Origin of the sequence: Streptomyces boncukensis (assembly GCF_011045075.1) — a bacterium.
Lineage (GTDB): Bacteria > Actinomycetota > Actinomycetes > Streptomycetales > Streptomycetaceae > Streptomyces > Streptomyces boncukensis.
Genome location: NZ_JAAKZZ010000056.1, coordinates 1 through 23,787, shown reverse-complemented (window position 1 = coordinate 23,787; position 23,787 = coordinate 1). Strand labels below are relative to the sequence as shown.

Sequence of the window (23,787 nt, the reverse complement as noted above, 5' to 3'; positions counted from 1 at the left end):
GCCCTCACCGGGGGGCAGGGCGTGAGCGGAGCGCATAGCCTCCGGAACGGAGCAGAAGCCTTCCGCACTCTCGCGCCGCGCCGCCGTTCCCGGTTTACTCGGAGCGGTTGACAGGTGCATACCACCCGCACACCTCACCCCCCACGATGGGAGAGCCCGTGTTGACCAAGCGTGTGACCCTCGCTCTCGCCGGCGCCGCCGCGCTGGCCCTCCTCCCCACCGGCCTGGCCGCCGCCGAACCGGCCGGCGACCCGCCCGCACAGGCCCCGGACGCCGGAGTGCGCGCCACGGCCTCGCACTACGCACAGGCCGCCCAGCTCGACCGCGCGCTGGACGACGACCAGACCGCGGGCAGCTACCTCGACGCGAAGACCGGAAAGCTGGTGGTCACCGTCACCAGCGAGACGGCGGCCGACACGGTACGCGCCAGAGGCGTCCGCGCCGAGCGCGTAGAGCGCAGCGGCGCGCAGCTGGCCCGCGCGATGGACGCGCTGCGGGCGCGGGCCAGCATCCCCGGCACCTCCTGGGGCGTGGACCCCCGGCGCAACCAGGTGGTGGCCGAGGCCGACGCCACGCTCTCCCGCGCCGAGCTGTCCCGGCTGCGGAAGGCCGCCGCCGACCAGGGCGGCGCCGTACGGGTGACGCGCGTGCCCGGCGCCTTCCGCCAGGAGGTGCTGGGCGGCGACGCCATCTACGGCGGCGGCGTGCGCTGCTCCGCGGCGTTCAACGTCGCCCGGGGCGGCACCCGCTACTTCCTCACCGCCGGCCACTGCGCGGAGACCTCCGGCACCTGGAGCGCGAGCAGCGGCGGCCCGGCGATCGGGCAGGGGGAGGACTACAGCTATCCCGGCGACGACTACGCCCTCGTCCGCTACACGGACGGGTCCAGCCCGTCGGGTTCGGTCAACCTCTACGACGGCGGCAGCCAGGACATCACCAGCGCCGCCGACGCCGTCGTGGGGCAGAGCCTGCAGAAGAGCGGGAGCACCACGCAGGTCACCAGCGGGGAGGTGACGGCGACCGACGTCACCGTCAACTACGGCAACGGCAACATCATCGAGGGCCTGGTACGGACCCGGGCGTGCTCGGCCGGCGGCGACAGCGGAGGCGCGCACTTCTCCGGCAGCACGGCGCTGGGCATCCACTCCGGATCGTCCGGCTGCCTGGGCACCTACGGGTCGGCCCTGCACCAGCCGGTGGCCGAGGCGCTGGCGGACTACGGGGTGGACGTGTACTGAGCGCGCCCCGTCCGCACCGCCCCACGCCACACCCGCACCGCACCCGGAACAGCCGCGCCCCGCGAGGGGCGCGGTCCGGGGCGGGGGTCAGCCGAGGCGGTGCATCCAGCCGTGCGTGTCCTCCGCGCGGCCCGACTGGAGCGCCAGCAGCGCCTCGCGCAGCTTCATCGTGATCTCGCCCGCACCGCCGTCCGCGACCGTCCAGGTGCCGCGCGCCGACTTCGCCTCGCCCACCGGGGTGATCACGGCGGCGGTGCCGCAGGCGAAGACCTCGGTGATCGAGCCGTCCTCGTTGCCCCGCCGCCACTCGTCCGTGGAGATCCGGGCCTCCTCGGTTCCGTACCCCAGGTCGGCGGCGATCGTCAGCAGCGAGTCGCGGGTGATGCCGGGCAGCAGGGTGCCGGTCAGCTCGGGGGTGACGACCTTCGCGTCCGCGCCCTTCCCGTACACGAAGTACAGGTTCATCCCGCCCATCTCCTCGATCCAGCGGCGCTCGACGGCGTCCAGCCAGACCACCTGGTCGCAGCCGTGCTGCGCGGCCTCGGCCTGGGCGACGAGGGACGCGGCGTAGTTGCCCGCGCACTTGGCCTCGCCGGTGCCGCCCGGCGCCGCACGGACGTACTCCTCGGAGAGCCAGACCGAGACGGGCTTGACGCCGCCCGGGAAGTACGGCCCCGCGGGCGAGGCGATCACCATGAACGTGTACTCGTTGGCGGGCTTGACACCGAGCCCGACCTCGCTCGCGAACATGAAAGGACGCAGGTACAGCGACTCCTCGCCGACGCCCGGCACCCACTCCCGGTCGTGCTCGACCAGCAGGTCGCACGCCTCGACGAAGGTCTCGACGGGCAGCTCGGGCATGGCCAGCCGGCGGGCGCTGCGCTGGAAGCGGCGCGCGTTGGCGTCCGGCCGGAAGACGGCGACCGAGCCGTCCGGCTGCCGGTACGCCTTGAGCCCCTCGAAGATCGACTGCGCGTAGTGCAGCGTCATGTTCGCGGGGTCCATCGACAGCGGCGCGTACGGCTGGAGCTGCGCGTCGTGCCAGCCCCTGCCCTCGGTCCACTTGATCGTGACCATGTGGTCCGTGAAGTACCGGCCGAAGCCGGGGTCCGCCAGCGCGGCGTCCCGCTCCGCGCCGGGCAGCGGCTGCGCGGAGGGCTTGAGCTCGAAGTCGATACGGGGCGTCGTCATGTGAGCGCGTCCTTCGGTCGTGGCGTGTCGGACCGCGCTCCGGTCGCGGGCACTGCCGGTGCCGGGGCGTCCGGGCTTCTTTCTCTGACCGCGGTCCGGCGTTCGATTATCGCGCGCGGCAGTCCTGGCTTCGATGGTGGCACCCAACCGCCCAGTAGCCCAGTGCCGGGTGCCGGGTGCCCGCCGAGCGCGCGCGGCTATCCCGCCGCGCGGGCCGCCAGCGCGTCGCCGGTCTCGTCCGTCGTGCGCGCGGTCTCCCCCCGCTCGGCGAGGTCCGCCGAGACGGCCTCCTCGATGCGGACGGCCTCGTTCTCGTGGCCGAGGTGGCGCAGCAGCAGGGCGGTGGAGAGCACCGTCGCGGTGGGGTCGGCCTTCCCCCGGCCCGCGATGTCCGGCGCCGAGCCGTGCACCGGCTCGAACATCGAGGGGAAGTCGCGGGTCGGGTTGATGTTCCCGGACGCGGCGAGCCCGATGCCGCCGCTCACCGCGGCGGCCAGGTCGGTGAGGATGTCGCCGAACAGGTTGTCGGTGACGATCACGTCGAACCGCGCGGGATCCGTGACCATGAAGATCGTCGCGGCGTCGACATGCAGATAGTCGGTGCTGACCTCGGGGTACTCCTGGCCCACCCGGTCGAAGGCGCTCTTCCACAGGTGCCCGGCGTACGCCATGACATTGGTCTTGTGCACCAGGGTCAGCTTCTTGCGCGGCCTGGCCCGCGCCCGCTCGTACGCGTCCCGCACCACGCGCTCGACGCCGTGCGCGGTGTTCACGCTGACCTCGGTGGCGATCTCGTGCGGGGTGCCGCCGCGGACGGTGCCGCCGTTGCCGGCGTACGGGCCCTCGGTGCCCTCGCGGACCACCACGAAGTCGATCGCGGGGTCGCCCGCGAGGGGCGACGCGGTGTTCGGGTAGCGGCGGGAGGGGCGCAGGTTGACGAAGTGGTCGAAGGCGAACCGGAGTTTGAGCAGCATGCCGCGCTCCAGGGTGCCCGAGGGCACGCTGGGGTCGCCGATGGCGCCGAGCAGGATCGCGTCGTACGCCCTGAGGGACTCCAGTTCGGCGTCCGGCAGGGTCTCCCCCGTCGCATGCCAGCGCTTGGCGCCGAGATCGTACTCCCGGGTCTCCAGCTTCACGTCCTGCGGAAGGACGGCGGTCAGGACCTTGAGGCCCTGTGCGACGACCTCGGGGCCGATTCCGTCGCCGGGGATCACTGCGAGGCTGATGCTGCGAGTCATGCGGCGACCCTACTCGCCTGTCCAGTTGCTGACATCGCCGTCCGTATGACGGACGGAGCAGCGCGGTGGGGCGCCGGGCCGCCCGCCGCTGTGCCGTACGGGTGGGCTTCACCGCGTGTACCCCCGCGGGACGTTCCGCCGTCGCCGCACGGGGGAACCCGGCCCCCATGGCCGCACACGACCTCCCCCGCGTCGGAATTCCCCCGGCACTCGCCGCCCGGATGTCCATGGCCGAGCAGCACGCGTATCTGCGCGCCCGGTTCTCCCGGCGCGGGGTGCTGCGCGGCGGCGGGATCGCCGCCGCGGGGGCCCTGGGCGCCGCGGGCCTGGTGATCGGCTCGGACCGGGCGCTGCACGGCGGCCAGGGAGGCCAGGCGGGCCCGGCGGCCGACGCCGGCCCCTCGCCGGGGCCGCATCTGGTGACCTCGCCCGCGCGGGTCGACGGTGCGCTGGTCGCGCCGTTCGGGCGGCATCTGGCGTTCGGGGCCGACCCGCGGACCCGGATGCGGGTCTCCTGGCAGGTGCCGCTCCCGGTGCGCCGCCCGTACGTACGGATCGGCACCCGCCCCTGGGAGCTGGACCGCAAGGTGCCGGCCGAGGTGCGGGAGCTGCGCACCCCGTCGCTGGCCGACGACCTCCCCGAGGTCGAGCAGCGCTATCTGCACGCCGCGCTGGACGGCCTGCGCCCCGGTACCACGTACTACTACGGCGTCGGCCACGACGGCTTCGACCCGACGAGGGCCGAGCGGCTGGGGACGGTGGGCTCGTTCACCACCGCACCGGGCGGGGGCGGCGAGCCGTTCGTCTTCACGGCCTTCGGCGACCAGGGCGTCAGCGCCGACGCGCTCGCCAACGACCAGCTGATCCTGGGCCAGAACCCCGCGTTCCATCTGCACGCGGGCGACATCTGCTACGCCGACGACACCGGGCACGGTGAGAAGTCCGACACCTACGACGCGCGGGTGTGGGACCGGTTCCTCGCCCAGACGGAGCCGGTCGCCTCCCGCGTGCCGTGGATGGTGACCACCGGCAACCACGACATGGAGGCGTGGTACTCGCCGAACGGCTACGGCGGCCAGTCCGCGCGCTGGTCCCTGCCGGACAACGGGCCCGACGCGGACGGCGCGCCCGGCGTCTACTCCTTCGTCTACGGCAACGTCGCGGTCATCGCCCTGGACGCCAACGACGTCTCGTACGAGATCCCGGCCAACCGCGGCTACACGGACGGCGCGCAGACGCGGTGGCTGGAGCGGACGCTGCGGCGGGCACGGAGCGCGGCGGAGGTCGACTTCGTCGTCGTCTTCTTCCACCACTGCGCGTACTCGACGAGCACGCACGCCTCGGACGGAGGGGTGCGCGCGGAGTGGGTCGGTCTGTTCGACCGGCACCAGGTGGATCTGGTGATCAACGGGCACAACCACGTGTACGAGCGGACCGACCCGGTGCGCGGCGGCGAGCCGGGGCGGCGGCTCGGCATCGGCGGCACGACCGACCCCCGCAAGGACGGCACGGTGTACGTCACGGCCGGGGGCGGCGGGAAGAAGCTGTACGACTTCCCGGTGCCGGACAGCTACGAGGGGCGCGAGGCGGACCGGGACAGCGTGCGGTCGTTCCGCTGGGAGGAGGGGCGGGAGCGGGAGACGGAGCGGGTGGAGTGGTCGCGGGTGCGGTTCACCGGGTTCTCGTTCCTGGCGGCGGAGTCGCGGCCGGGCCGGGTGCCGCGGCTGCGGGTCACCGCGCTGGCGGAGTCCGGCCGCCGGGTGGACCACTTCACGGTGGAGCGCCGCCCCTGATGTCCGGTTCCCGGCGCGGGGAACGCCGCGCCCGGCCCGCGACCGGGCGCGGACGGGCGCGGACGGCAGGGGTCAGCCCCTCCTGTCGAGGGCCCGCTGGAGGGCGGAGGCGGCCCGGCGGCGGGCCTCCCCCGCGCTCTCATCGCGGCGACGGGCCGCCGCATGGGAGCGGCGGACCCGGGTGGCGGCGGCGTTCGGCGCAGGCGTAGGCGTAGGCATAGGCATGGGAGAGCAACTCCTCTGCTCAGGGAGATCTGCCAGACGGCCAACGGGCGGGGTGGCCGGCGCCGCAGGGGTGACCTGCCAGGCGCGGACCGCTCATCCGCTTCACGCTCGATCGAGCGGATCATTTGGCTCCTACAAATATAGAAGCCGGACGCCGTGATGTCCCCCCAATTAGTTGGGCTTCCTAGTATGTGAGACGGCGGGACACACACAGGGGCCCTCCGCCCGCGCGGAGGGCCCCTGCCGGGGGACGGGGGTCGTCAGCCCATGTGGGGGTAGCGGTAGTCCGTCGGGGCGACCTGCGTCTCCTTGATCGCCCGCGGCGACGACCAGCGGATCAGGTTGAACTTCGACCCGGCCTTGTCGTTCGTGCCGGAGGCCCGCGCGCCGCCGAACGGCTGCTGGCCGACGATGGAGCCGGTCGGCCGGTCGTTGAGGTAGAAGTTCCCGGCCGCGAAGCGCAGCTTCTCGGCGGCGGCCGCCAGCACCCCGCGGTCCTGCGCGATCACGGCGCCGGTCAGGGCGTACGCCGAGGCGGACTCCATCTGGTCCAGCGTCGCCTCCCAGGCCCCGTCCTTGCTGTCGTCGTAGACGTGGACGGCGATGATCGGCCCGAAGTACTCCTTCTTGAAGACCTCGTTCTCCGGGTCGGAGCAGGCGATCACGGTGGGCTTCACGAAGTAGCCGACGCTGTCGTCGTAGCTGCCGCCCACGACGATCTCGCAGCTCGGGTCGGCGGCGGCCCGGTCGATGGCCTCCTTGTTCTTGGCGAAGGCCCGCTCGTCGATGACGGCGCCGATGAAGTTCGACAGGTCCGTCACATCCCCCATCGCCAGGCCCTCGACCTCGGCGGCCAGGTCGTCCTTGAGGCCGCTCTCCCAGGTGGAGCGGGCGATGTAGGCGCGGGATGCCGCCGAGCACTTCTGCCCCTGGTACTCGAAGGCGCCACGGGTGATGGCGGTCTTCAGGATCGCCGGGTCGGCGGAGGGGTGGGCGACGATGAAGTCCTTGCCGCCCGTCTCGCCGACGATCCGCGGGTAGGAGCGGTAGCCCGAGATGTTCTTGCCGACCTCGGCCCACAGATGCTGGAAGGTGGCGGTCGAGCCGGTGAAGTGGATGCCGGCCAGCTCCGGGTGCGGCAGCGCGACCTCGGAGACCTCCCTGCCGTCGCCGGTCACCAGGTTGATGACGCCCTTCGGCATCCCCGCCTCCTCCAGCAGCTGCATCAGCAGCACGGCGGAGTGGGTCTGCGTCGGGGACGGCTTCCAGACCACCACGTTGCCCATCAGCGCCGGAGCCGTGGGCAGGTTGCCGGCGATGGCGGTGAAGTTGAACGGGGTGATCGCGTAGACGAAGCCCTCCAGCGGGCGGTGGTCCATGCGGTTCCAGATGCCGTTCGGCTGCACGAGCGGCTGCTCGGTCATCAGCTCACGCGCGAAGTGCACGTTGAACCGCCAGAAGTCGACCAGCTCGCAGGGCGCGTCGATCTCGGCCTGCTGCGCGGTCTTGGACTGGCCCAGCATCGTGGAGGCGGCGATCGTCTCGCGCCAGGGGCCGGAGAGCAGCTCGGCGGCCTTGAGGATGATGGCCGCGCGATCGTCGAAGGACATCGCGCGCCAGGCGGGCGCGGCGGCCAGCGCCGCGTCGATGGCGTCCTGCGCGTCCTGGCGGGTGGCGTCGGCGTAGGTGCCGAGCACTGCCCGGTGGCGGTGCGGCTGCACGACGTCGTGGCGCTCGCCGCCGCCCATCCGCTTCTCCCCGTTGATCGTCATGGGGAGTTCGATGGGGTTCCCTGCCAGCTCCTTGAGCTTGCGCTCCAGCCGGGCGCGCTCCGGGGTGCCGGGCGCGTAGCTGTGCACCGGCTCGTTGTACGGGGCGGGGACCTGGGTCACAGCGTCCACGGTTGCTCCTTGGGTCGTGTTGGTACGGGGCGGGGTCACAGGTCGGCCTCGGCTCAGCGCTTGCTCACCAGCGAACGCAGGCTGTGCTTGCCCGGGGGGCGACCCCCGGACCCCCAGCCGAGGCGCTCGTCGCATCTCACTAGGCATCCGCTCAGCGCTTGCTCACCAGCGAACGCAGGAAGAACGCCAGGTTCGCTGGGCGCTCCGCCAGGCGTCGCATGAAGTAGCCGTACCAGTCCGTGCCGTAGGGAACGTATACGCGCATCCGGTGGCCCTGTGCCACCAGGCGGGTCTGCTCGGCCGCGCGGATGCCGTACAGCATCTGGAATTCGTACTCGTCCTGCTTCCGACCGTAGCGCGCGGCCAGGTCCTGTGCGATGGCCACCATCCGGGGGTCGTGCGAGCCGACCATCGGGTAGCCCTTGCCCGCCATCAGGACCTTCAGACAGCGCACATACGCCTTGTCGACCTCGCGCTTGTCCTGGAAGGCGACCTCGGCGGGCTCCTTGTAGGCGCCCTTGACCAGGCGGACGCGGGAGCCCTCGCCCGCCAGCGCGTGGCAGTCCTCCTCGGTGCGGAAGAGGTACGACTGGACGACGGCGCCGGTCGCCGGGAAGCGCTTCCGCAGCTCGCCGAGGATGGCGAGGGTGGAGTCGACCGTGGTGTGGTCCTCCATGTCGAGGGTGACCGTGGTCCCGGCGGCCGCGGCGGCCTCGACGACCGGCAGCACATTGGCGTACGCCAGATCGTGGCCGTCCGGCAGGGCCTGGCCGAACGCGGAGAGCTTGACGGACATCTCGGCGCGGGCGCCGAGCCCGGCGGCGGCCAGCTCCTCGGTCAGCGCGAGATAGGCGTCGCGGTTCCGGACGGCCTCGGCCCGCTCGGTGATGTCCTCGCCCAGGTGGTCGACGGTGATCTCCAGCCCCCGGTCGGCGAGCGACCCGACGGACTGGAGGCACTGGTCGAGCTGCTCGCCCGCCACGAAGCGGTCCACCATCGGGCGGGTGACCGGCGCGGCCGAGACGAGGCGGCGGATGCTGTCGCTGCGCGCGGCGGCGAGAAGCACGGGTCCCAGCAAGGGCACCTCCACGGTTGTACGTGTGCAGGGCTCATCGGCGCGGCAGCGCGGGAGCCGTACCCCGGCTCGTCGAGCAGGGGTACCCCGGGAACCTAAGCATCGCGCCGCGCGAGGGCTATCGACAGTTGTCACGCGTCCGTGCCCTGCATCTCAGACATCTGTATGACAATGGGCGGGGCGGTGAACGACGGGAGCCGAGGGAGGCGGACCGATGCGCGAGGACTACCAGGAGCTGATCGACGAGGTCTCGTCGCTGCTCGGTACGCCCGCCACCCTGGAGGGCCGGGACTTCGGGCTGATCGCCTTCGGCGCACACGAGAGCGGCGGGGACGACGGCTACGGGGAGGGCGGGGACGGCGACGCCGCGGGCGGCGCCCCTCAGCTGGCGCTGGACCCCGTGCGGACCCGGTCGATCCTGCACCGCAGGTCGACGTCCGCCGTACGGGCGTTCTTCGAGGGCTTCGGCATCGCGCGGGCCACGGCCCCGGTGCGGATCCCGCCGGATCCGGCGGCCGGCGTGGTGCACGGGCGGATCTGCCTGCCGGTGCGGGACCGCGGCGTGGCCTACGGCTACATCTGGCTGCTGGACGACGGGCAGCTGGCGCTGACCGGCCCCCGGATGGACGCGGCGATGGCCGTGGCGGCGCGGATCGGGGCGGCCCTCTCCGCTCAGGCGCGGGCCGAGGCGCGGACCGGCGAGCTGCTGCGCGCGGTCCTCACGGGCACCGGCCCGCAGGCCGGCGGGGAGAAGGGCGAGGCCGAGCGGGAGCTGCGGGCCGCGCTCGGGGCCGCGGCCTCGGGACCGCTCGCGCTGGCGGCGGTCGAGCCGTGGTCCGACGAAGGGCCGGCGGCGGGCCCCTCCCCCCTCGCCGCGCAGTGTGTGCTGACCGCGGCCGGACCAGCGCTGGCCGCGCTGGTCCGGCTGCGGTCGGTGCGGGACACCGGGCCCGCGCGGGCCGCGGCGGAGCGGCTGCTGCGGACGTCCGGCAGCCAGGCGGCGGTGGCGGGGCTGAGCGCCCCGCGCGTCGGTGTGGAGGCGCTGGACGGCGCCTGGCGGGAGGCGCGCGCTGCCGCGCGGGCCGCGCGCGCCGAGGAGGGCCCGGTCGCGGAGTGGGCGGCGCTCGGCCCCTACCGGCTGCTGGCCGCGCTGCCGCCCGCCGAGCCGGACCCGGCCGTACGGGAGCTGCTGCGGCCCCCGCACCGCGAGCTGGCCCGCACCGCCGAGGTGTATCTCGACTGCGCGGGCCAGGCGGGGCGGTCGGCGGCGGCGCTGGGCGTCCACCGGCAGACGCTGTACTACCGGCTGTCCCGGGTGGAGCGGCTGACCGGCCTCGACCTCGGCGAGGGCGAGGACCGGCTGCTGCTGCACATGGCGCTCAAGGCCGCGCGGCTCACTCCGTGAGGTTGACGGCGCGCGCCCTGGTGGCGCCGATCTCGCCCGCGATCTCGGTGAGCACCGGGGCCTCGATGGTGTCGTCCACCGTGAGCGCGACCAGCGCCTCGCCGCCCTCCTCCGCGCGGGAGACCTGCATCCCGGCGATGTTCACCTGGGACTCGCCCAGGATGCGGCCGACGGTGCCGACGACGCCGGGGCGGTCGGTGTAGCGCAGGAAGGCCATGTGGTCGGCGACGGCCAGTTCGACGTCGTGCCCGTTGACGTTGACGATCTTCTGCAGGTTCTTCGGGCCCGCCAGGGTGCCGGAGGCCGACACCTCGTCGCCGTCGGGCAGGGTGCCGCGCACGGTGACCATGTTGCGGTGCTCGGCGGTCTCGCTGGAGGTCGTCAGCCGCACCTCGACGCCGCGCTCCTGGGCGAACAGGGGGGCGTTGACATAGCTGACCGTGTCGTCCACCACGTCCTCGAAGACGCCCTTGAGCGCCGAGAGCTCCAGCACCTTCACATCGTGCTGGGTGATGTCGCCGTACACCTCGACGTCCAGCCGGACGGCGACCCCGCCCGCGAGCGCGGTGAAGATCCGGCCCAGCTTCTCGGCCAGCGGGAGGTAGGGGCGGACCTCCTCGGCGATGACACCGCCCTGCACGTTGACCGCGTCCGGCACCAGCTCGCCCGCGAGGGCCAGCCGGACCGACTTGGCCACCGCGATGCCGGCCTTCTCCTGCGCCTCGCCGGTGGAGGCGCCCAGGTGCGGGGTGGACACGACCTGGTCGAACGCGAACAGCGGGGAGTCGGTGCACGGCTCGCTCGCGTACACGTCCAGCCCCGCGCCCGCGACCCGGTCCTCCTTGAGCGCCGCGGCCAGCGCCTCCTCGTCCACGATGCCGCCGCGCGCGGCGTTGATGATCCGGGCCGAGGGCTTGACCTTGTGCAGCGCCTCGTCGCCGATCAGCCCGAGGGTCTCGGGCGTCTTGGGGAGGTGGACGGTGATGAAGTCGGAGACCTGGAGCAGCTCGTCCAGCGAGAGCAGCTTGACGCCCATCTGCGCGGCCCGCGCGGGCTGCACATACGGGTCGTAGGCGACGACCTTCATCCCGAACGCCGACATCCGCTGCGCCACCAGCACCCCGATACGGCCCAGGCCGACGACGCCCAGCGTCTTCTCGCTCAGCTCGACGCCGGTGTACTTGCTCCGCTTCCACTCGCCGTTCTTCAGCGCGGCGTTGGCCTGCGGGATGTTGCGGGCCGTGGCGACGATCAGACCGCAGGCCAGTTCGGCCGCGGTGATGATGTTGGAGGTGGGGGCGTTGACGACCATGACGCCGGCCTTGGTGGCGGCGGGCACATCCACGTTGTCCAGTCCGACGCCGGCCCGTGCGACGACCTTGAGCTGCTTGGCCGCGGCGATGGCCGCGGCGTCGATCTTCGTCGCGGAGCGGATCAGTACCGCGTCGACCTCGGCGAGCGCGGGCAGCAGCTCGGCGCGGTCGGCGCCGTTGCACTGCCGGATCTCGAAGTCGGGGCCGAGCGCGTCGACCGTGGCGGGCGAGAGCTCTTCTGCGATGAGCACTACGGGTTTGCTGGGCTTGCTCACGTGGTCTCCAGTCTCCAGTCCTGGCGGATCGTCCCCGCGCGCGCCTCGGTGCGGCGGGCGGGGCAGGGGTGGTGGGCCGCGTCCCGACGGCCGTCGTAGACGGTGGAGGGGTCATCCCCGCAGGCGCAGGGCAGACGCACGACGCTGTGAGCCTGGGCGCGCTGTGTGCTACGCAGTTTAGCGGCGTACCGATGGATTGAACCGGCGCTTCTGAGAATCTTGCTCCCGCCCCGGTGGCCAGGAGCCGGCCGGGAGCCGGCCGCGAGCAGCGCTGCGGGGCCCCGGCCCGAACCCCGGGCCGGGGCCCCGCAGCGGACGGAGCGGGTTCCTCCGCTCCGCGGAGTGGGCTACTCCGCCTCGTCCACCCAGCTCATCAGGGAGCGGAGCTTCTTGCCCGTGGTCTCCAGCAGATGGTCCTCGTCGGCCTTCTTGTACTCGGTGTACTTCGGCAGGCCCGCGTTGTACTCGGCCATCCAGTTCCGCGCGAAGGACCCGTCCTGGATCTCCCCGAGGATCTTCTTCATCTCGGCCTTGGTCTGGTCGTTCACCACCCGCGGGCCGGAGACGTAGTCGCCCCACTCCGCGGTCTCCGAGACGGACCAGCGCATCTTCTGCAGGCCGCCCTCGTACATCAGGTCGACGATCAGCTTCAGCTCGTGCAGGCACTCGAAGTAGGCGATCTCCGGCTGGTAGCCCGCCTCGACCAGGGTCTCGAAGCCCGCCTTGACCAGTGCCGCGGTGCCGCCGCAGAGCACGGCCTGCTCGCCGAAGAGATCGGTCTCGGTCTCCTCGGTGAAGGTGGTCTTGATGACGCCGGCCCGGGTGCCGCCGATGCCCTTGGCGTACGAGAGGGCGAGCTCGAACGCGCTGCCGCCGGCGTCCTGCTCGACGGCCACGATGCACGGCACACCGCGGCCCTCCTCGTACTGGCGGCGCACGAGGTGGCCGGGGCCCTTGGGGGCGACCATGCAGACGTCGACGTTCGCCGGGGGCTTGATGAACTCGTAGCGGATGTTCAGGCCGTGGCCGAAGAACAGCGCGTCGCCGTCCTTCAGGTTCGGCGCCACGGACTCCTCGTAGACCTTGGCCTGGACGGGGTCCGGGACCAGGATCATGATCACGTCGGCCTCGGCCGCGGCCTCGGCCGGGGTGGTCACCCGCAGGCCCTGCTCCTCGGCCCTGGCGCGGGACCCCGAGCCCTCGTGCAGGCCGACCCGGACATCGACGCCCGAGTCGCGCAGCGACAGCGCGTGGGCGTGGCCCTGGCTGCCGTAGCCCAGGACCGCGACCTTGCGGCCCTGGATGATGGAGAGGTCGGCGTCGTCGTCGTAGAACAGCTCGGCCACTGGGGAATTCTCCTTGCGTGAGTGTGATGCGCCCAACCTATGACGGCCGGGAGAGGGAACAGGTCAGGGGTGAGCGCTACGCGGAGCGCTCCAGGGTGCGCAGGCTCCGGTCGGTGATGGAGCGGGCGCCGCGACCTATGGCGATCGTGCCGGACTGCACCAGTTCCTTGATGCCGTACGGCTCCAGCATCCGCAGCATGGCCTCCAGCTTGTCGCCGCTGCCGGTGGCCTCGATGGTGACGGCCTCGGGCGAGACGTCGACGGTCTTGGCGCGGAAGAGCTGGACGATCTCCACGATCTGGGAGCGGGTCTCGTTGTCGGCCCGCACCTTCGCCAGCACGAGCTCGCGCTGCACGGCCGAGGAGGGCTCCAGCTCGACGATCTTCAGCACGTTGACCAGCTTGTTGAGCTGCTTGGTGACCTGCTCCAGCGGAAGGTCCTCGACGTTCACCACGATGGTGATCCGGGAGATCCCGGGGTGCTCGGTGACGCCGACGGCGAGCGAGTCGATGTTGAAGCCGCGGCGGGAGAAGAGCGAGGCGATCCGGGCCAGGATGCCGGGGGTGTCCTCCACCAGCACGGAGAGGGTGTGCTTGGACATCGTTGGGGCCTTTCGTTCCTGCCGGGGCTCGTCAGTCGTCTTCGCCGAAGTCGGGGCGGACACCGCGCGCCGCCATCACCTCGTCGTTGGAGGTGCCCGCGGCGACCATCGGCCAGACCATGGCGTCCTCGTGCACCACGAAGTCGACCACGACCGGGCGGTCGTTGATCGCGTTGGCCTTCTCGATGACCGCGTCCAGCTGGGCGGGGTCCTCGCAGCGGATGCCGACGCAGCCCATCGCCTCCGCCAGCTTCACGAAGTCCGGGACGCGGGTGCCCTTGGAGGGCTCGCCCGCCTCGCCGTCGTGCAGCTGGGTGTTGGAGTAGCGCTGGTTGTAGAAGAGGGTCTGCCACTGGCGGACCATGCCGAGCGCGCCGTTGTTGATGATCGCGACCTTGATCGGCACGTTGTTCAGCGCCGCGGTGGCCAGCTCCTGGTTGGTCATCTGGAAGCAGCCGTCGCCGTCGACCGCCCACACCGGCTGGTCGGGGCGGCCGACCTTGGCGCCGAGCGCCGCCGGCACGGCGTAGCCCATGGTGCCCAGGCCGCCGGAGTTGAGCCAGGTGGCGGGGCGGTCGTAGGTGATGAAGTGCGCGGCCCACATCTGGTGCTGGCCGACGCCGGCGGCGTAGATGGTGTCCTCGGGGGACATCTCGCCGATGCGCTGGATGACCTGCTGCGGGGAGAGCGAGCCGTCCTCGGGCAGGTCGTAGCCGAGCGGATAGGTCTCGCGCCAGCGGCCGAGCAGGTTCCACCACTCCGCGTACCGCCCGCCGGCGCCGGGCCGGTCGCCCGCCTCGCCCAGCTCGCCCTGGACGGCGACGATCAGATCGGCGATGACCTCGCGCGCGTCCCCCACGATGGGGACGTCGGCGGCGCGGTTCTTGCCGATCTCGGCGGGGTCGATGTCCGCGTGCACGATCTTGGCGTGCGGCGCGAAGGAGTCCAGCCTGCCGGTGACGCGGTCGTCGAAGCGGGCGCCCAGCGCGATGATCAGGTCCGCCTTCTGGAGGCCGGTGACGGCCGCGACGGTGCCGTGCATCCCGGGCATCCCCAGGTGCTGCGGGTGGCTGTCCGGGAAGGCGCCGATGCCCATCAGGGTGGTGGTGACGGGGGCGCCGGTCAGCTCGGCGAGCACCTTCAACTCGGCGGTGGCCCGCGCCTTGAGCACCCCGCCGCCGACGTACAGCACCGGGCGGCGGGCCTCGCCCAGCAGCCGGGCCGCCTCGCGGATCTGCTTGCCGTGCGGCTTGGTCACCGGGCGGTAGCCCGGCAGGTCGGTCTGCGGCGGCCACTGGAACGTCGTCTGGCCCTGCAGCGCGTCCTTGGCGATGTCGACGACGACGGGCCCGGGGCGCCCGGTGCCGGCGATGTGGAACGCCTGGGCGATGGTCCTGGGGATCTCGTCCGGGTTTCGGACCAGGAAGTTGTGCTTGGTGACCGGCATCGAGATGCCGCAGATGTCGGCCTCCTGGAAGCCGTCGGTGCCGATCAGGCTGGAGGCCACCTGCCCGGTGATCGCGACCAGCGGCACGGAGTCCATATGCGCGTCGGCGAGCGGGGTGACGAGGTTGGTGGCGCCGGGCCCCGAGGTGGCCATGCACACCCCGACCTTGCCCGTGGCCTGCGCGTATCCGGTGGCCGCGTGCCCCGCGCCCTGCTCGTGCCGCACGAGCACGTGGCGGACCCTGCCGGAGTCCATCATCGGGTCGTACGCGGGCAGGATCGCCCCGCCCGGAATGCCGAATACGGTGTCGGCGCCGACTTCCTCAAGAGCACGGATGAGGGACTGGGCCCCAGTGATGGGCGCGGCGGCCTGTGCCGGCACGGCATTCGTCTGGGTTCCGCCGCTGCGGGGCCGCGGATGCGGCTTGGGGGCCCCGGTGGCCTGCTCGGTCATCTGCTGTCTCTTCTCGGAGAGGGTTTTGACGCTCGGTGTGTGCGGTTGACGGGGAGGGGACGGTCGCGGTGCGGGCGGGGATGCCGGGGCTTGCGACTCAGGCACCGGTGCAACAAAAAACCCCCCGTGCCATGAGGCAAGCGAGGGGAGCGCGCCGCTGTGGTCGCGGGGTCTGTGGAGCCCCGGTCAGCCGACGCGCTGTCCAAGTACGAGAATTCGGGTGCGCATGGCATTGACCCTCTCCCCGTCAAGCCCCGGGTGTCAAGTGGGTGGGACGGGCGTCTCAGCATTTGGGCGCAGCGCTGTCCTGGCGACGGGATCGGGCCCCGCGGCCCCGCCCTGCCGCGCTCCCGCGACCACCACGGAGCGGCTGCCCGGGTGCCCCTCGCTGTGGGCCGCTCCCCCGGCGCCCCCGGCTCCCCCGGCATCGCCGGACCGGCGGGCGGCGGGCTCGGGCACCGGGTAGACCCCGACGGAGAGCGCGCGGCGCAGCCGGTGCTCGTCCAGGGGGCCGGAGAATACCTCTCCCTGGCCGTGCGTACAGCCCATCTCCCGCAGCGCCGCGGCCTGTTCGGGCAGATCGACGCCCTCGGCCACGGAGACCAGGCCCAGATCCCCCGCGATCCGCAGCAGCCCGGCGGTGATCTTGCGCTGCCGGGAGGACTCCACGATGCCGTCGACCAGGCCCCGGTCCAGCCGGAGGATGTCCACGGGGAGCCGGCGCAGCGCGGAGATCGCGGCGTATCCGCTGCCGAAGCCGTCCAGCGCGATGCCCACGCCGAGCCGGCGCAGCGCCGTCAGCCGCCCCTCCAACTCGTCCAGCGGGATCCGCGGATCGCTGTCGGACAGCTCCAGGATCAGTGCGCCCGGCGCCCCGGGCGGCGCGGGCGGGCCCGCGGGGGCGCCCAGCGCGGGCGCCGAGGGGCCGGACGGGCCGGGGGCCGCCGCCAGGCCGTGCCGGGCGAGCAGCGCGCCGACGCTGCGCGGGTCCATGCCGGGCTCGGTCAGCCTGCGGGCCGGGATCCGGACGGTCACCGGGGCGCCGAACCCCGCGCGCTGCCGGGCCGCCGCCTGCCGCACGGCCTCCTCCAGCAGCCACCGGCTGACCTCGGCGGCCCGCTCGCCGCCCGCGCCGCGCGCCTCCCGCGCCGAGGCGCCCTCGGTGCGCAGGAACTCCGCCGGGGTGAACAGGATGCCCTGGGCCGAGCGCCAGCGGGCCTCAGCGGCCACCGCGGTGATCTTGCCGCTGGCCAGCTCCACGATCGGCTGGTGCAGCAGCGCGAACTCGCCGTCGTGCAGCGCGCTGCGCAGCCGCTGCGCCAGCTCGGCCCGCTTGACGACCTCGGCCTGCATCTGCGGCGCGTACAGCTCGACGCGGGCCTTGCCCGCCTGCTTGGCGCGGTACATCGCCAGATCGGCGTTGCGCATCAGCGCGGACGGGCTGATGCCGGGCTCGGCGAAGGCGATGCCGATGGAGGCGGCGACCCGCACCTCCGTGCCCTCCACCCGGTAGGGGTCGGAGAGCTTGATGCGCAGCCGGTCGGCGATGTCGTGGATGCGCAGCTCGCGGTCCGGGTCGGGGCGGCCGCCCGGCTCGCCGTCGCCGCGGATGAGCACCGCGAACTCGTCCCCGCCGAGGCGGGCAGCGGTGTCCCCGGAGCGGACCGACTCGCGCAGCCGGCGGGCCGCGTGCACCAGCAGCTCGTCGCCCGCCTGGTGGCCGACGGTGTCGTTGACCGCCTTGAAGCCGTCCAGGTCGATGAAGAGGACGGCCGTGCCGCCGTCGGTGCCGCGCCGCCCGCCGAGCGCCTGCCGGACCCGGTCGGTGAACAGCGCGCGGTTGGGCAGGTCGGTGAGCGCGTCGTGCGAGGCGTTGTGCTGGAGCTGCGCCTGGAGCCGGACGCGCTCGGTGACGTCCCGGCTGTTGAAGATCAGCCCGCCCTGGTAGCGGTTGACCGTCGACTCCACGTTCAGCCAGTGGCCCGCGCCGTGCCGGAAGCGGCACTCGATTCTGGTGCTCGGCTCGCGCTCCGGGGAGCCGGCCAGGAAGCGGCGCAGCTCGTGCAGCACCTGGCCGAGGTCCTCCGGATGGACGAGGGAGGCCAGCTCGGAGCCCACGAGCTGGTCGCCGTCCCGGCCGTAGACGCCCGCGGCGGCCGGGGAGACATAGCGCAGCACACCGGTGGAAGCGGCGATCATGATGACGTCGCTGGAGCCCTGCACCAGGGACCGGAAGTGGTTCTCCTTCTGGGCCAGCTCCTGGGTGAGGGTGATGTTGTCCAGCAGCATGATGCCCTGCCGCACCACCAGCGCGAGCACCACCGCGCAGCCGGTGAAGAGCACCACCCGGTCGATCTCGTTGCCGTCCAGGGAGTTGTAGAGGATCCCCAGGGTGCACACGGCGGCGGCGAGATACGGGGTGAGCGCGGCCAGCGAGCTCGCGATGGGGCGGCTGGTGTGCGCGCCGCGGGTGGCGGGCTCCCGTGCGGGCGTCATCTGGGTGCGGGGCGGGTCCGGGGCCGTCTCCGCCGGGGGCGGCTCGTGCCGGGCCACCCAGGGCGCGTACGCCAGCAGCAGCGAGCCGGCGAACCAGCCCGCGTCGAGCAGCTGGCCGGAGGCGTACCGCTCGCGCAGCAGCGGCGAGGTGAACAGCGCGTCGCACAGCACGGTCAGCGCGAGGGCGCCGATCGCGGTGTTGATGGCGCTGCGCTGCGCGGCCGAACGCCGGAAGTGCAGCGCGAGCACCATGCTCACCAGCACGATGTCCAGCAGCGGATAGGCCAGGTTGAGCGCGGCTCTGGCGACCGAGTCCCCCTGCCAGTACGCCGTGTGGGCCAGCGCGAGGGACCAGGACAGGGTGAGCAGCGAGCCGCCGATCAGCCAGGCGTCCAGGCCCAGGCAGACCCAGCCGGCGCGGGTGACCGGCCGCTTGGCGAGCACCAGCAGCCCGATGATCGCGGGCGGCGCGAACAGCAGGAAGCAGAAGTCCGCCAGCGACGGCTTGGGCACGAACTCGCCCAGCACGATCTCGTACCAGCCCCAGACGCCGTTGCCCAGCGCGGCCATCAGGGACGAGATCCCGAACAGCACCCAGGCCGGGCGGCTCCCGTCCACCCGGCCCCCGGGCGCGCGCGGGTTGGCGCGCTGGGTGTGCCCGTACCACAGGCAGGAGGCGGCGGCGAGCAGGGCCGCGGCGCTCAGCCCGAAGTCGCCCATCACCAGCGCCACGGTCTCCGAGCCCCAGCCGAGCGCGGCGCCGACGGCATAGCCGGCGCAGACGACGACGAGGCCCAACTGCGGGAGCACACCGGTCCGTCCGACACCGGCCGCGCCGCTCAGCCGCCGCCTGCCGGGCCGGCGGGCCGCGCCCGCCGGATCACCCGGAAGGGTCCACTGCCCGCTGTGCCGCTGGGCGTGTCCGGGGGCAGTCATCGTGCCACCCCTGCGGACGGGGGCTTCTTCGCGTACGTGTGCCGGCGGCCGCTCCTGAAGGCGGGGGCCGCTCCTGAACGCGGGGGACGCGCCCGGCAGTCGGGCCGTCGCGCTGGGCGGTCCGTGCGTCGCATCCGGCAGTTCGTCCATTGATCGTGCATTCGCCCGTCGCCCCCCTCGTGTCCGGGTTTCGCCCCCCGCCGGGACGATACACCAGGTTCGTCACTCAGGGACATAGTCCCAATACAGACCGTAACCACAAGGGGGAGCTTCGGTACAGGACGGAGTCGTACGGATCCGTAGCGTGGCTTCTGACGGCCTGGGAGTGTTTACGGCGACTACGCCACGTCCACCACGTGTTCAAGCTCCTCACCGGCCACCCAGCGCTTCAGCTGCTCCCGCAGCAGTCGCCCGGCACGGGGCGGGAACGCGGAGGTGGCGCCTCCGACATGCGGAGTGATCAGCACGCCGGGCGCCCGCCAGAGCGGGTGTGAAGCGGGCAGGGGCTCGGGGTCGGTCACGTCGAGCGCCGCCCGCAGCCGCCCCTGCGCGCCGTGCGCGCCGCCCGCCGCTGCCGCCGCTCCGCCCGTCTCGGCGAGCAGCGCGCCGGTGTCCACGATGGCCCCGCGCGCGACGTTGACCAGCAGCGCCCCGTCCCTCATCCGGCTCAGGAAGCGGGCGTCGACCAGCCCCCTGGTCTCCTCGGTGAGCGGAGCCGTGAGGATCACCACGTCGGCGGACGGCAGCAGCGTGCCGAGGTCCGCCAGCGCGTGCACCGGACCGTGCGGGCCGGTCCTCGCCGAGCGCGCCACCCGGTGCACGGCGGCCACCTCGAAGGGGAGCAGCCGCTCCTCGACCGCCGTGCCGATCGAGCCGTAGCCGACAATCAGCACGGACTTGTCCGCGAGCGCCTGGTGCACGCCCGGCGCCCACTCACCGCGCCCTTGCGCCTGGACGGATTCGGGGAGGTGGCGCAGGGAAGCGAGGGTAAGTGCGAGAGCGAGTTCCGCCGTGCTCGCGTCATGCACGCCGCGCGCGTTGCACACCCGCGTCCCGGCGGGGAGGCGCGGGATCGCGGAAGCGATGTGATCAATGCCCGCGGTGAGGGTCTGGACGACCCGGAGCCCCCGCATCTGTTCGAGAGGGCGTACGGCGATCTCCGCACCCTTCATATAGGGGACGACGTACACAGCGCAGTTCGCCGGGTCCGCCGGGTACTCGTCCTCGCCGTCCCAGTGCCGGTACGTCAGGGAGTCCGGCAGCCCCTCGACGGAGCCGGGCGCGAGCGGGAGCCAGATCTCTGTCGCGTCAGCCATGGGCAAAGGCTAACCGCGTTCCGGGGCTGTGCGTGTGGGGCACCGGGGGCACCGGTTAGTTTGGGGTCGGTTCAGGAGGGGGTCTCATCCAGGTGGAGCGCAGGACGATCGGTGCGGCAGCCCTGGGGGTGGGTGCCGTCGGGCTCGGGTGCATGCCGATGAGCTGGGCGTACTCCGCCTCGGAGCAGCACGGCGAGGGCTCGCTGCGAACGGTGCACGCCGCGCTGGACAGCGGGACGACGCTGCTGGACACCGCCGACATGTACGGCCCCTTCACCAATGAGCTGCTGCTCGGGCGGGTGCTGCGGGAGCGGCGCCACGACGCGTTCGTCTCCACCAAGTGCGGACTGCTGGTGGGCGAGACGCACATCGTGGCCAACGGCCGCCCCCGGCATGTCAAACGGGCCTGCGACGCCTCGCTGCGCCGCCTCCAGACCGAGGTGATCGACCTCTACCAGCTGCACCGGGCCGACCCCGAGGTGCCGGTCGAGGAGACCTGGGGCGCGATGGCGGAGCTGGTGACCGCGGGCAAGGTGCGCGCCCTGGGCTTCTGCGCGGTCGGCGCGCGGGCCGACCGGCGCGCCGGGTCCGGCTCCGGGATTCACGAGACGACGATACGCCAGCTGGAGCGGGTGCAACAGGTGTTCCCGGTGAGCGGGGTGCAGGCCGAGTTGTCCGTCTGGTCCCGGGAGGCCCTGCGGACGCTGCTGCCCTGGTGCGAGGCGCGGGGTGTCGGGTTCCTCGCCGCGATGCCGCTCGGCAACGGCTACCTCACCGGCACGCTGACCCCGGGCGGCGGCTTCGAGGCCGACGACGTACGGGCCCGGCACCCGCGCTTCACCGCCGAGATGATGGCCGCCAACCAGCCGATCGTGGCGGGCCTGCGGCGGGTCGCGCAGCGGCACGGCAGCGCGACCCCGGCGCAGGTCGCGCTCGCGTGGGTGCTGGAGCAGGGGCGGCATGTGGTGCCGGTGCCCGGCACGAAGAAGCCGCACTGGGCGCGGGAGAACGCGGGCGCGGACGCGGTCGTGCTGACGGCGGAGGACCTCACCGAGATCTCCGCGCTCCCTCCGGCCCGGGACTCCTGGGACTGAGTGCGGCACCCGGATTCCGGGAGGGGGACGCCGCCCGCTGTTCGCCACAATTCGACCACAATGAGGTGCCGGTCAACATCAGCAGAGGGAGCGACAACGTGGGACGTCACAGCAGGATCGGCGGCGCCGTGGCGCTGGCCGCCGCGCTGGCGCTGAGCGGCTGCTCGTCGGACGGCGGGGACGGGGACGGGGACGCGCCCCGGCCGGACGGCTCGGGCACCTCCCGCTCCGCCACCGGCGGCAGCGGCAGCGCGACGGCAGCGCCCGCCAAGGGCTCGGTGAAGGTCGTCAGGACCCTCGCCACCGGGCTGAAGTCGCCCTGGGGGCTGGCCCGGCTGTCCGGCGGCGACCTGCTCGTCGCCTCCCGCGACAGCGGAACCGTCCAGCGGGTCGACGCCGGCAGCGGCGCCACGACGCCGCTGGGCACCGTGCCCGGCGTCGCGGCGGGCGGCGAGGGCGGGCTGCTGGGCCTCGCCGTGCCGCCGGACAGCGACCGGATGGTGTACGCGTATCTCACCACCGAGTCCGACAACCGCATCGTGCGCATGCTCTACGACCCGAAGAAGCCCGAGGGCGAGCAGCTGGGCGCGCCGGACGTGCTGCTCAAGGGCATCCCCAAGGGGGCGATCCACAACGGCGGCCGGATCGCGTTCGGCCCCGACAAGATGCTGTACGCGGGCACCGGCGAGTCCGGTACGCGCGGGCTGTCCCAGGACAAGGACTCGCTGGGCGGCAAGATCCTGCGGATGACGCCCGACGGGGAGCCGCCGGGGCAGGGCAACCCGGAGCGCGACTCCGTCGTCTACTCCTACGGCCACCGCAATGTCCAGGGTCTGGACTGGGACCGGGACAAGCGGCTGTGGGCCTCCGAGTTCGGCCAGGACACCTGGGACGAGCTGAATCTGATCGAGCCCGGCAAGAACTACGGCTGGCCCGAGGCCGAGGGCAAGGGCGGCGGAGGGGGGTTCACCGACCCCGTCGAGCAGTGGCGGCCCGCCGACGCCTCGCCCAGCGGGCTGGCCGTCGCCCGGGGCTCGGTGTGGATGGCGGGGCTGCGCGGCGAGCGGCTGTGGCGCGTTCCCCTGCGGGGTGCGGAACCCGCGGCCGAGCCCCAGGCGTTCCTGGAGGGGAAGTACGGGCGGCTCCGTACTGTTGTCAGTGACGGCACCGGCAGTGGACTGTGGCTGGTGACCAGCGAGACGGATTCACGGGGGACCCCGGGCAAGCGGGACGACCGCATTCTCCGGCTGAAGGTCGAGTGAAGGTCGAGTGAAGGAGGCCGCACGGTGTTCAACCTCGTCGAGGAGCTGTTCACGCCAAGTCAGCGGCACGCTGAGGACGAACGCCAGCGGCTGGAGCACACCCGTGTCGAGGAGGGGAGCCAGGACCCGGGCTGCGGGCCGATAGACCTGGCCTCGGGCGCCGTGCTCATCCGCCCGCCCAAGCCGATGCGGGGCCCCGAGTCCTAGAGGGTGCCCCGGGGATCGTGGCTGCCCGCTGCCGGGGCAGCCGGGTCCGGGCTGCCCCTGCCGGTGCCTTGCGGACTGCAGCCGTCGCTGTGGTCGCGCGCGCAGTTCCCCGCGCCCCTGACGGGGCACGTCTCCTGGATGTGCCCCCGACCCGGCAGTAGCCGCAGGGCACTCCCCCTGGGCGTGCATATCCGCATGCGAGGATGCCGGAAGCCGTACGGATGGGGTGGGTAATGCGCGTGGAGATCCTCGGACCGCCACAGGTGCGGGACGCCCAGGGGCGGGTCACCCGCATCGGCGGGAGCCGGCTGCGTGCCGTGCTGGTCCGCCTGGCGCGGGATGCCGGGCAGCCGGTGAGCGCCGAAGCCCTGTACGAAGCGGTGTGGCCGGAGGGCGACGGCCCCGCCGACCCCGGGCACGCGCTGCACGCGCTGGCCTCCCGGCTGCGCCGGCTGCTGCCGGAGGGCGCCGAGCTGTCCGCGGCCCCCGGCGGCTACCGGTTACAGCTGCCGGACGGCGCGGTGGACGCCCACCAGTTCGAGCGGCTGGTGCGGGAGGGGCAGCGGGCTCTGGCGGACGGTCGGCACGGCGCCGCCGCCGAGACGCTCCGCGAGGCGCTGGCGCTGTGGCGCGGCGAGCCGTTCGGCGGCATGCCGGGGATGACGGCGGCGGCGGCCCGGCTGGAGGAGCTGCGGCTCTCCGCCGTCGAGGACCGGATCGCCGCCGAGCTTCCGGAGCGGGGCGGTGAGCTGGTCGCCGAGCTGCGGGAGCTGACCGCTGCCCATCCGCTCCGCGAGCGGGCCCACGCCCTGCTGATGCGCGCGCTGTGCGCGGACGGGCGGACGGCGCAGGCCCTCGGGGTCCACGAGGAGATCCGCCGACGCCTGGCCGACGAGCTGGGCACCGACCCGGGCGCCGACCTCCACCGGGCCCACCAGACAGCGCTGCACACCGCGGGCCCCCCGGAGCCCCCGG

At 73.1% G+C, this 23,787-nt stretch carries 18 protein-coding genes; 7 read left to right on the top strand and 11 right to left on the bottom strand.

The features are described from left to right. Positions 1 to 161 precede the first annotated feature (161 nt). The gene (locus G5C65_RS08485; RefSeq protein ID WP_241265650.1) at positions 162 to 1,238 is read left to right on the top strand and encodes a S1 family peptidase; all 1,077 of its coding nucleotides are present in this window, start codon (positions 162 to 164) and stop codon (positions 1,236 to 1,238) included. An 87-nt stretch (positions 1,239 to 1,325) separates the two neighbouring features. Here G5C65_RS08485 and G5C65_RS08480 read toward each other — a convergent pair whose 3' ends face one another. Further along, on the bottom strand, positions 1,326 to 2,429 hold the full coding sequence (locus tag G5C65_RS08480) for a branched-chain amino acid aminotransferase (protein ID WP_165298040.1): 1,104 nt from the start codon (positions 2,427 to 2,429) through the stop codon (positions 1,326 to 1,328). Positions 2,430 to 2,626: 197 nt separating this feature from the next. Continuing rightward, positions 2,627 to 3,667, bottom strand: coding sequence for a 3-isopropylmalate dehydrogenase (locus tag G5C65_RS08475; RefSeq protein ID WP_165298039.1), 1,041 nt, complete (start codon positions 3,665 to 3,667; stop codon positions 2,627 to 2,629). Between the two features lie 167 nt (positions 3,668 to 3,834). Here G5C65_RS08475 and G5C65_RS08470 point away from each other — a divergent pair, with 167 nt between their 5' ends. Then, complete coding sequence (locus tag G5C65_RS08470) at positions 3,835 to 5,460, top strand: purple acid phosphatase family protein (RefSeq protein WP_206441386.1); 1,626 nt, start codon at positions 3,835 to 3,837, stop codon at positions 5,458 to 5,460. A 485-nt stretch (positions 5,461 to 5,945) separates the two neighbouring features. Here G5C65_RS08470 and pruA read toward each other — a convergent pair whose 3' ends face one another. After that, positions 5,946 to 7,586: an L-glutamate gamma-semialdehyde dehydrogenase gene (gene pruA / locus G5C65_RS08465; protein ID WP_165298038.1), complete on the bottom strand. Its 1,641-nt coding sequence runs from the start codon at positions 7,584 to 7,586 to the stop codon at positions 5,946 to 5,948. A gap of 151 nt (positions 7,587 to 7,737) precedes the next feature. Further along, positions 7,738 to 8,664, bottom strand: coding sequence for a proline dehydrogenase family protein (locus G5C65_RS08460; RefSeq protein WP_165298043.1), 927 nt, complete (start codon positions 8,662 to 8,664; stop codon positions 7,738 to 7,740). A gap of 211 nt (positions 8,665 to 8,875) precedes the next feature. On the opposite strand from G5C65_RS08460, the gene G5C65_RS08455 reads away from it, so the two are divergent. Then, the gene (locus G5C65_RS08455) at positions 8,876 to 10,066 is read left to right on the top strand and encodes a PucR family transcriptional regulator (RefSeq protein ID WP_165298037.1); all 1,191 of its coding nucleotides are present in this window, start codon (positions 8,876 to 8,878) and stop codon (positions 10,064 to 10,066) included. On the opposite strand, the gene serA is transcribed toward G5C65_RS08455, so the two are convergent. The 7 genes from serA to G5C65_RS08420 all read right to left on the bottom strand — a co-directional run bounded on the left by serA (position 10,056) and on the right by G5C65_RS08420 (position 20,249). After that, on the bottom strand, positions 10,056 to 11,654 hold the full coding sequence (gene serA / locus G5C65_RS08450; protein ID WP_165298036.1) for a phosphoglycerate dehydrogenase: 1,599 nt from the start codon (positions 11,652 to 11,654) through the stop codon (positions 10,056 to 10,058). The two genes, G5C65_RS08455 and serA, sit on opposite strands and share 11 nt — an antisense overlap. Beyond that, a complete protein-coding gene (locus G5C65_RS08445) occupies positions 11,651 to 11,794 on the bottom strand; it encodes a hypothetical protein (RefSeq protein WP_165298034.1) in 144 nt (47 codons plus the stop codon). The genes serA and G5C65_RS08445 overlap by 4 nt, the downstream gene beginning before the upstream one ends. A gap of 207 nt (positions 11,795 to 12,001) precedes the next feature. Next, positions 12,002 to 13,000, bottom strand: coding sequence for a ketol-acid reductoisomerase (ilvC, locus tag G5C65_RS08440; protein ID WP_165298032.1), 999 nt, complete (start codon positions 12,998 to 13,000; stop codon positions 12,002 to 12,004). A 76-nt stretch (positions 13,001 to 13,076) separates the two neighbouring features. Next, complete coding sequence (gene ilvN, locus G5C65_RS08435) at positions 13,077 to 13,601, bottom strand: acetolactate synthase small subunit (RefSeq protein WP_165298031.1); 525 nt, start codon at positions 13,599 to 13,601, stop codon at positions 13,077 to 13,079. 31 nt (positions 13,602 to 13,632) lie between these two features. After that, a complete protein-coding gene (locus tag G5C65_RS08430; protein ID WP_165298030.1) occupies positions 13,633 to 15,501 on the bottom strand; it encodes an acetolactate synthase large subunit in 1,869 nt (622 codons plus the stop codon). A gap of 261 nt (positions 15,502 to 15,762) precedes the next feature. Next, positions 15,763 to 18,933, bottom strand: a complete 3,171-nt coding sequence (locus G5C65_RS08425) for a putative bifunctional diguanylate cyclase/phosphodiesterase (RefSeq protein ID WP_165298028.1) — start codon at positions 18,931 to 18,933, stop codon at positions 15,763 to 15,765. 338 nt (positions 18,934 to 19,271) lie between these two features. Continuing rightward, a complete protein-coding gene (locus tag G5C65_RS08420) occupies positions 19,272 to 20,249 on the bottom strand; it encodes a 2-hydroxyacid dehydrogenase (RefSeq protein WP_165298027.1) in 978 nt (325 codons plus the stop codon). A 92-nt stretch (positions 20,250 to 20,341) separates the two neighbouring features. Here G5C65_RS08420 and G5C65_RS08415 point away from each other — a divergent pair, with 92 nt between their 5' ends. The 4 genes from G5C65_RS08415 to G5C65_RS08400 form a co-directional block, all read left to right on the top strand. Then, positions 20,342 to 21,343, top strand: a complete 1,002-nt coding sequence (locus G5C65_RS08415; RefSeq protein ID WP_165298026.1) for an aldo/keto reductase — start codon at positions 20,342 to 20,344, stop codon at positions 21,341 to 21,343. A 98-nt stretch (positions 21,344 to 21,441) separates the two neighbouring features. After that, positions 21,442 to 22,605 carry a PQQ-dependent sugar dehydrogenase gene (locus G5C65_RS08410; protein ID WP_338146284.1) on the top strand — a complete coding sequence of 388 codons (1,164 nt, stop codon included), beginning with the start codon at positions 21,442 to 21,444 and terminating at the stop codon, positions 22,603 to 22,605. A 24-nt stretch (positions 22,606 to 22,629) separates the two neighbouring features. Next, the gene (locus G5C65_RS08405) at positions 22,630 to 22,812 is read left to right on the top strand and encodes a DUF6191 domain-containing protein (protein WP_165298025.1); all 183 of its coding nucleotides are present in this window, start codon (positions 22,630 to 22,632) and stop codon (positions 22,810 to 22,812) included. A 233-nt stretch (positions 22,813 to 23,045) separates the two neighbouring features. Next, a partial coding sequence (locus tag G5C65_RS08400; RefSeq protein ID WP_165298024.1) for an AfsR/SARP family transcriptional regulator occupies positions 23,046 to 23,787 on the top strand: 742 nt, incomplete at its 3' end.

What these genes read in the sequence shown, in the direction of transcription:
- G5C65_RS08480 (WP_165298040.1), bottom strand. Translation starts at nt 2,429, where the DNA reads ATGACGACGCCCCGTATCGACTTCGAGCTCAAGCCCTCCGCGCAGCCG.
- G5C65_RS08475 (WP_165298039.1), bottom strand. Translation starts at nt 3,667, where the DNA reads ATGACTCGCAGCATCAGCCTCGCAGTGATCCCCGGCGACGGAATCGGC.
- G5C65_RS08470 (WP_206441386.1), top strand. Translation starts at nt 3,835, where the DNA reads ATGGCCGCACACGACCTCCCCCGCGTCGGAATTCCCCCGGCACTCGCC.
- G5C65_RS08455 (WP_165298037.1), top strand. Translation starts at nt 8,876, where the DNA reads ATGCGCGAGGACTACCAGGAGCTGATCGACGAGGTCTCGTCGCTGCTC.
- ilvN (WP_165298031.1), bottom strand. Translation starts at nt 13,601, where the DNA reads ATGTCCAAGCACACCCTCTCCGTGCTGGTGGAGGACACCCCCGGCATC.
- G5C65_RS08430 (WP_165298030.1), bottom strand. Translation starts at nt 15,501, where the DNA reads ATGACCGAGCAGGCCACCGGGGCCCCCAAGCCGCATCCGCGGCCCCGC.
- G5C65_RS08425 (WP_165298028.1), bottom strand. Translation starts at nt 18,933, where the DNA reads ATGACTGCCCCCGGACACGCCCAGCGGCACAGCGGGCAGTGGACCCTT.
- G5C65_RS08420 (WP_165298027.1), bottom strand. Translation starts at nt 20,249, where the DNA reads ATGGCTGACGCGACAGAGATCTGGCTCCCGCTCGCGCCCGGCTCCGTC.